This window comes from Flavobacterium sp. ARAG 55.4, from assembly GCF_051846875.1.
In the GTDB taxonomy this organism is placed as follows: Bacteria; Bacteroidota; Bacteroidia; order Flavobacteriales; family Flavobacteriaceae; genus Flavobacterium; species Flavobacterium plantiphilum.
This window is the reverse complement of record NZ_JBPYCT010000029.1, coordinates 1-4878: the sequence shown is the minus strand read 5'-3', so window position 1 is coordinate 4878 and position 4878 is coordinate 1. Positions and strand designations below refer to the sequence as shown.

Here is a 4878-nt window from a genome sequence, read left to right as displayed (position 1 = left end):
GAAATTAAAAAAGAATTCGAAACTGAAAATGGCATAACAGGTCTTGTCCGTGTTTTTAAAGCAAATTCCCATATTCGCTTGAATTGGAAACTTACCCATTGGGAAAACGTGTCAACCGTTCAAATTCGAGTTATTGAAAATCAAACAAAGGCAACCATAGCCATCCATCAAGAGAAATTATTGAATACCGAACAGCGAAATGAAATGAAAGCATATTGGACAGAGATAATGAAGATAATTGGCACTGAACTATTGAGATAGTGTCATTTACAAATTATTTATGGCCCAATTCTGAATTTCTTTGATGACCGGTTGTAAAGTCATGCCTTTTTTTGTTAGAGAATATTCCACTGTTGGAGGTACTGTTGCATAAGCCTTTCTGTTAACAATTTTTCTTGATTCAAGTTCTTTAAGGGTTTTAACCAACATTCTGGTATTAATCCCCTCTATTGCCCGTTCTAGTTCTTTGAATCTCAATTTTCCGGACATTAAAGTATTTATAACAGTCATCGTCCATTTACCTGAAATCAAATCCATTTTAGGGAAGGCTACAATCCTACCTATGGTTCTATGAATTGGATATGTGTAATTAATCCTTCAAAAGAATTATTTGATTCTATAAAGGAATATTTAGAATCATCATTTGATGACTTTAAAAAGAAATAAAAATTAAACGAAAAAGAAAAACAATTTAAAAAATGGAAATATGAAAAATTTCAAAGACACGGTAGAAGAGTTTAACTCGCTTGTACAACAATATAAATTTATTGAAGCAGTTGATAAATTTTATGACCAGAATATTATTTCAACAGACAACGGTAATGAACCGACAAGAGGAATCGAAGATTTTCGGAAGGCGGTTGAAAATTTTATTACAAATTCAAAAGTTGAAAAAATTGAATTACTTTCGACTATTATTGAAGAAAATTTATCGGTTGCTCATTGGCACTACATCTTTACGAATAAAACATTTGGGAGACTCGATTACAAACAAATATCAGTTCAGAGATGGAAAGATGGCAAAATCATTCAGGAAAATCACTTTTACAATTTGGGATAATGAAGATTCATACTACAAATTATTTTGACACATTTATCGAAGTTGCAGAAGACACAAAAGCAGACTGTGGTGCAAAACCACCTATTAAAGAGAAGAGGACTATTGCCGAAATGCAATATGAACTGGTAGTGAAAAATCCATACAAATACACATCTGATGATATATTATTTAAAATATTTGCAGATAGAAATGATTTGACCATTACTGAATATAAACAAGCGAGAGAAGAGTTTTTCTCAAAAGGACAAGCTTGTTTAAGAGCATCACCTTTAACCAAAACATACGGTTTTGGAATTCATTTTGATAAAAATGGGAAAGTTGCTCTTTACGGAATGGACACCGAACAGTATCAAAACTTTTTGAATGATATACAAATAAAAAAAGTAAAAGCAATGCGTTCAACTAAAAAATAAAAAAAGAAAATATGTATTTATTACACGGAAAATTAACAGCAAAATCAGGACACCAAGAAGAAGTTACAACAATTTTATTGGAAGCATCAAAGCTCGTATCTACATCAAAAGGATGCAAAGTATATGTAATTGGTAAAGACGAAAACGACCAAAATTCAGTATATGTAACAGAAATTTGGGATAGTAAAGATGACCATGACAACTCGCTAAATGTTGAAGGAGTAAAAGAACTAATAATGAAAGTAATGCCCAAATTGGACGGTCAACCGACGAAAGGACAAGAACTTGAAATTTTAGGTGGAGCAGGAATATAAAGAACTACCTGCCGCTAGCAAGGTTTTGCATCAGGCGGGCTGATGTGCAAATTCATCAGCAGTTTTTTTAATTAAATTTTAGTAATAATGTCAATTTTTGTGCTTCGATTTCCGCCCGAACGCAAATCCCAAGAACATTAACCACAAGCTGAAAATAACTCGTTCCAAATTAGTCTAATCGTAAATAAATGGATTTATACAACCAATATCAAAAAAAATTATTTCCTTATGCTTACAACATTTTAGGCTCTACTGATGATTCAATGGACGCAATTCAGGACGTAATAACCAAATATATTTCTACCTCAAAACACGGAATTGAAAATGAAATCGGATATCTTATCAAAGGAGTAATCAATCAGTCCATCAATATCAAAAAAAGAAATCAAAAGATTAATGGAAATTCAATTTGGCTTCCAGAGCCAATTACAACGGAAAAAGCAGATTCTAACATACAACGTGAGGAAATTATATCCTATTCTATGTTGGTACTATTGGAGAACCTGAACCCAAAAGAAAGAGCGGTATTTATCTTAAAAGAAGCATTTGATTATTCACACCAAGAAATTGCGGACACACTTTCTTTTTCAATTGAAAACTCTAGAAAACTATTAAGTAGGGCTAAAAAATCATTAGATGGCATTGATATAAATTCATACCCAAGTTATTCGGTTACAACAGACTTGTTACAAAATTACATCGACATAATAAAAAATGGGAACGTCAATGCCTTGGAAAAAATACTATCAGAAGATATTTTGGTCAAAACCGATGGTGGTGGTAAGGTTGCCATAGTCAGCGAACTTGTAGTTGGCATCAAAGCGACAATTGAACTTATGTTGTACGTTTATGATGCCTATCAAAAATCTTTCGTCATTGTATTAAGTACAGTTAACCACCAACCCGCACTACTTTTTTACAATGACGGCAAACTTGTTAACTGTCAGATTTTTGAACTTGAAAAGGACTATTCAAAAATCAAAAGCATTTACTCAATTGTTGACCCAACAAAACTAAAAAATAAAAATATTTTATAATTTTTGTCACGTTTTGATTCTCTCGTTTGTTTTATATGTAACAATAATTTAAAACAAATAAAATGATAATCGTAAAAGTAACTTACACCGTGAAACCTGAATTCGTTCAGAAGAACCAAGAAAACATAAACTTGTTTATGGTTGATTTTAAAAAAATTAACACCAATGAATTTCGCTACGTTTCCTATATATGCGGAGACGGCAAAACTTTTGTTCATCTTTCTCATTACAAAAATGAGGACATTCAAAAAAGATTGCTTCAGGTGCCATCGTTTCTATCTTTCCAAAAACAAAGAGATGATAGTGGTTTAGAATACTTGCCAGAAATTGAAGTAATGGAAGTAGTTGCTTCTTCACATGATATTTTTAATGGTTAAAACTTGGAATATGAAAATTTTAGCATTCTCCGGAAGCAATAGTAGGACTTCCATCAATCAGGAACTCATTAAATATAGTACACAATTTCTAAATGTGCCTGTTGATATTATTGATTTACGTGATTACGAACTTCCAATGTTTAGCATCGAAGAAGAACAACAAAACGGACATTCAAATGTATTGATGTCGCTTTATAATACCGTAATTGGTTATGACGCTTATATCATTGCCATACCTGAACACAATGGAAATTTTCCAGCGTTTTTTAAAAATGTTTTAGATTGGCTTACAAGAGTTGAACGTTCTTTCTTTAGAGGGAAGCCTATTTTATTGCTCAATGCGTCCCCAGGACCAAATGGCGGAAAATCAGTACTGAGCATCGCGGAAAAATCTTTTCCTTTTTTTGACGGAAAAGTTATCGACACATTTAGTTTACCGCAGTTTGGGTCATTTATAACTGATAAAAAAATCAACATTGAGCAAACTGAAATAATTATAAAAATAAATGATTCAATTGAGAAATTTGAGCAGTCTTTAAAGTTTGAATATGCAAAAGCTTAAAATAGAATGGTAAAAAAAAAGAATAAATACAATCAACAGAGTCACTGTTCATAACACTCACCAACTTTCTTTTGAAAAATGGTTGAAGTGCTTCAAAAAAAATCTGAATTCCTCTGAAGGTTTTATTGAGCTAAAGGTTACAAAGTACAAAATGAGCAATAATCAAGTTACAGAATTTAATCTACATACAAGCTTTGATAGTTATACCAATTTAAAGGTTTGGGAAAAGTCATATTTTCAAAAAAAGTATTTCAACAAAGCTTTAGAATTCAGTAAACCTAAAATAGGTCAACCCATATTTTGGAAAGGTTTTTTGATAACAATACTTACTGTATTTCCATTAATTTTAATAACAGATTTACTTTTGGGTTTCATTTTACCCATGCAAACATTAGAACCTAAAATTGCAATCTTTTTGAATCTTATATTTGTTGCAATATTAATGCAATATCCTATTATGCCTTTGACAAATAAATATTTTGGGCATTGGATAAATAAATGATGAATGAAAATAAGAAACTGACAACCAATAGAATCTAAATAGGATTGCAAAATGAGAATCCGACTTCAAGCAGAATGGAATAAAGCCAGTGGCTAACGTATATAAAAAATTGTTTCAAAGTGCTTAATCCATTGGCTTATTCATATTTTTAAGGTCTGTTCTAATCCGAATGGTTCGAGCTTATCTACACGCAACTTTCCATATACAAGAACGGAACGTCCAGACAACGGTAGAATTAAATTTTATACAGGTAATATAAAAGACTTAGTAACACAACTTAAAAGCGAAGCGGGTAAAGACATTTATTGTGATGGTGGTGCTGAAGTTGTTAACGAACTACTAAAATGTGACCTCATTAATGAACTTACTATTTCTGTAGTGCCCATTCTTCTTGGCAATGGCACAAGATTATTTAAAGAAGGTAGACCAGAGCAACTATTGGAATTTATAAGTGCCAAAACATTTGATACGGGATTGGTACAGGTATATTACAAACGAAAAAAATAAACAACGAACAATGATGAATAGAATGGAATATATAAATCCGGAAGGACTAATAAAAAATTCTGCGTTTTCTCAAATCATAACGACTGAAGGAAACGGAAAGACAATT

Annotated in this window: 10 protein-coding genes and 1 pseudogene; 10 read left to right on the top strand and 1 reads right to left on the bottom strand. The window is 31.7% G+C overall.

The annotated features are described in order from the left end of the window. A pseudogene (locus ACSV4D_RS17985) lies at positions 1-261 on the top strand (SRPBCC domain-containing protein); the annotation flags it as partial. Between the two features lie 6 nt (positions 262-267). Here ACSV4D_RS17985 and ACSV4D_RS17980 read toward each other — a convergent pair. Then, positions 268-537, bottom strand: coding sequence for a winged helix-turn-helix transcriptional regulator (locus tag ACSV4D_RS17980; protein WP_439229368.1), 270 nt, complete (start codon positions 535-537; stop codon positions 268-270). Here ACSV4D_RS17980 and ACSV4D_RS17975 point away from each other — a divergent pair. From ACSV4D_RS17975 to ACSV4D_RS17935, 9 genes are all read left to right on the top strand, one after another. Beyond that, positions 532-666 (top strand): DUF6194 family protein, encoded by a 135-nt coding sequence (locus ACSV4D_RS17975; protein WP_439229370.1) that lies wholly within the window; start codon positions 532-534, stop codon positions 664-666. The genes ACSV4D_RS17980 and ACSV4D_RS17975 overlap by 6 nt on opposite strands. Positions 667-706: 40 nt before the next feature. Next, the gene (locus ACSV4D_RS17970; protein ID WP_439229367.1) at positions 707-1060 is read left to right on the top strand and encodes a nuclear transport factor 2 family protein; all 354 of its coding nucleotides are present in this window, start codon (positions 707-709) and stop codon (positions 1058-1060) included. After that, positions 1060-1473: a DUF6157 family protein gene (locus ACSV4D_RS17965; RefSeq protein WP_439229366.1), complete on the top strand. Its 414-nt coding sequence runs from the start codon at positions 1060-1062 to the stop codon at positions 1471-1473. Before ACSV4D_RS17970 ends, ACSV4D_RS17965 begins: the two co-directional genes overlap by 1 nt. Positions 1474-1484: 11 nt before the next feature. Continuing rightward, the gene (locus ACSV4D_RS17960) at positions 1485-1787 is read left to right on the top strand and encodes a putative quinol monooxygenase (protein ID WP_439229365.1); all 303 of its coding nucleotides are present in this window, start codon (positions 1485-1487) and stop codon (positions 1785-1787) included. A 188-nt stretch (positions 1788-1975) separates the two neighbouring features. Further along, positions 1976-2824: a sigma-70 family RNA polymerase sigma factor gene (locus ACSV4D_RS17955; RefSeq protein ID WP_439229364.1), complete on the top strand. Its 849-nt coding sequence runs from the start codon at positions 1976-1978 to the stop codon at positions 2822-2824. 62 nt (positions 2825-2886) lie between these two features. Then, complete coding sequence (locus tag ACSV4D_RS17950; RefSeq protein WP_439229363.1) at positions 2887-3201, top strand: hypothetical protein; 315 nt, start codon at positions 2887-2889, stop codon at positions 3199-3201. Positions 3202-3211: 10 nt separating this feature from the next. Beyond that, positions 3212-3763, top strand: coding sequence for an NADPH-dependent FMN reductase (locus ACSV4D_RS17945; RefSeq protein WP_439229362.1), 552 nt, complete (start codon positions 3212-3214; stop codon positions 3761-3763). A gap of 151 nt (positions 3764-3914) precedes the next feature. Further along, positions 3915-4265, top strand: a complete 351-nt coding sequence (locus ACSV4D_RS17940; protein ID WP_439229361.1) for a hypothetical protein — start codon at positions 3915-3917, stop codon at positions 4263-4265. Between the two features lie 108 nt (positions 4266-4373). Further along, positions 4374-4772: a dihydrofolate reductase family protein gene (locus ACSV4D_RS17935; protein WP_439229369.1), complete on the top strand. Its 399-nt coding sequence runs from the start codon at positions 4374-4376 to the stop codon at positions 4770-4772. The last annotated feature ends 106 nt before the right edge of the window (positions 4773-4878 follow it).

What these genes read in the sequence shown, in the direction of transcription:
- ACSV4D_RS17980 (WP_439229368.1), bottom strand. Translation starts at nt 537, where the DNA reads ATGGATTTGATTTCAGGTAAATGGACGATGACTGTTATAAATACTTTA.
- ACSV4D_RS17970 (WP_439229367.1), top strand. Translation starts at nt 707, where the DNA reads ATGAAAAATTTCAAAGACACGGTAGAAGAGTTTAACTCGCTTGTACAA.
- ACSV4D_RS17965 (WP_439229366.1), top strand. Translation starts at nt 1,060, where the DNA reads ATGAAGATTCATACTACAAATTATTTTGACACATTTATCGAAGTTGCA.
- ACSV4D_RS17960 (WP_439229365.1), top strand. Translation starts at nt 1,485, where the DNA reads ATGTATTTATTACACGGAAAATTAACAGCAAAATCAGGACACCAAGAA.
- ACSV4D_RS17955 (WP_439229364.1), top strand. Translation starts at nt 1,976, where the DNA reads ATGGATTTATACAACCAATATCAAAAAAAATTATTTCCTTATGCTTAC.
- ACSV4D_RS17950 (WP_439229363.1), top strand. Translation starts at nt 2,887, where the DNA reads ATGATAATCGTAAAAGTAACTTACACCGTGAAACCTGAATTCGTTCAG.
- ACSV4D_RS17945 (WP_439229362.1), top strand. Translation starts at nt 3,212, where the DNA reads ATGAAAATTTTAGCATTCTCCGGAAGCAATAGTAGGACTTCCATCAAT.
- ACSV4D_RS17940 (WP_439229361.1), top strand. Translation starts at nt 3,915, where the DNA reads ATGAGCAATAATCAAGTTACAGAATTTAATCTACATACAAGCTTTGAT.